Here is a 997-nt window from a genome sequence, read left to right on the forward strand (position 1 = left end):
CGGCGCGGCCGGATTTCGGCGACACATAGGCGAGGTCCTGCCTGGAGCCGGTCGCCGCGCACTGGCTGAGGTCGAGGCCGAAGCCGAGCTCGTCGAGGATCAGCAGCTCGAAGCGCGCCACCAGCTCGCCCGCCGCGTCGGCATCGTCGAGATGGGCGATCATGACGGCAAGCGTCTCGTAAAGCGCGCCGTGGGCGTCGCGCTCGGGCAGCAGGCGCAGATGCGCCGCCATGGTCTGCAGGCCGTAGACGGCGATGGCGCTGTCCATCAGGCGAGCGGCGTTCATCTCGATCGCCTCGGCCTGGAAGGTGCCGAGATGCTCGTCGAGGCGGGCCCGCCACAGGAGATCGACGCGATTGCCCGGCTGCAGCACCGGCTGCTGCTTGCGCGAGCGGCCGCCGCGCACGAGGCCGAGATGGCGGCCATGGGCGCGCGTCATTACCTCGAGGATGGCGCTGGTTTCGCCATGCCTACGGGTGCCGAGAATGATTCCCTCGTCGCGCCATTCCATGCGGGGGAGCATTTCACCGATCGGCCGACGAAATCAAGGTTGGGCCGGGCGTGGCGCCGGGACTGTTGCCAATCGTAAATATCGGAAATTTCTCAGAAACCGATCGGGATTTTCCCCCGCGCCGGCGCCAAATGCGGGCATGTCGATCGGCGCGGCCGGTCCCAATCGTGTGGTCGACCCATCGGGCAAGCCGACCTCTCATTGCCAATCCGCCCGATGAGAGGACCTGCCGTGACTTCCTTCCCGAGCCTGGTGCGGGGGCATCAGCTGACCGCCTTCTTTTCGCTGGCGCTCGGCCTGACCTGGCTGACGTTCATCCCCTCTGGCTCTCCGGCGGCGAGAGCATTCCCTGGTTCACCTTCGGCCCGATGGTCGCCGGGTTCATCGTCGCCGCGCTTGCCGGCGGCTGGGCTTCGGTCAAGCCCGTCCTCGCCTCCATGGTGAAGTGGCGGGTTCGCACCTTCTGGTATCTGGTCGCGTTCGGAC

1 protein-coding gene is annotated in these 997 nt (G+C 67.3%); it reads right to left on the reverse strand.

Annotation, left to right across the window (positions count from 1 at the left end):
- On the reverse strand, window positions 1-511 hold a 511-nt coding region (gene recO / locus EN742_RS35980), incomplete at its 3' end, for a DNA repair protein RecO (protein ID WP_128333939.1).
- Window positions 512-997 lie beyond the last annotated feature (486 nt).

Origin of the sequence: Mesorhizobium sp. M4A.F.Ca.ET.020.02.1.1 (assembly GCF_004022645.1) — a bacterium.
Taxonomy (GTDB): Bacteria; Pseudomonadota; Alphaproteobacteria; order Rhizobiales; family Rhizobiaceae; genus Mesorhizobium.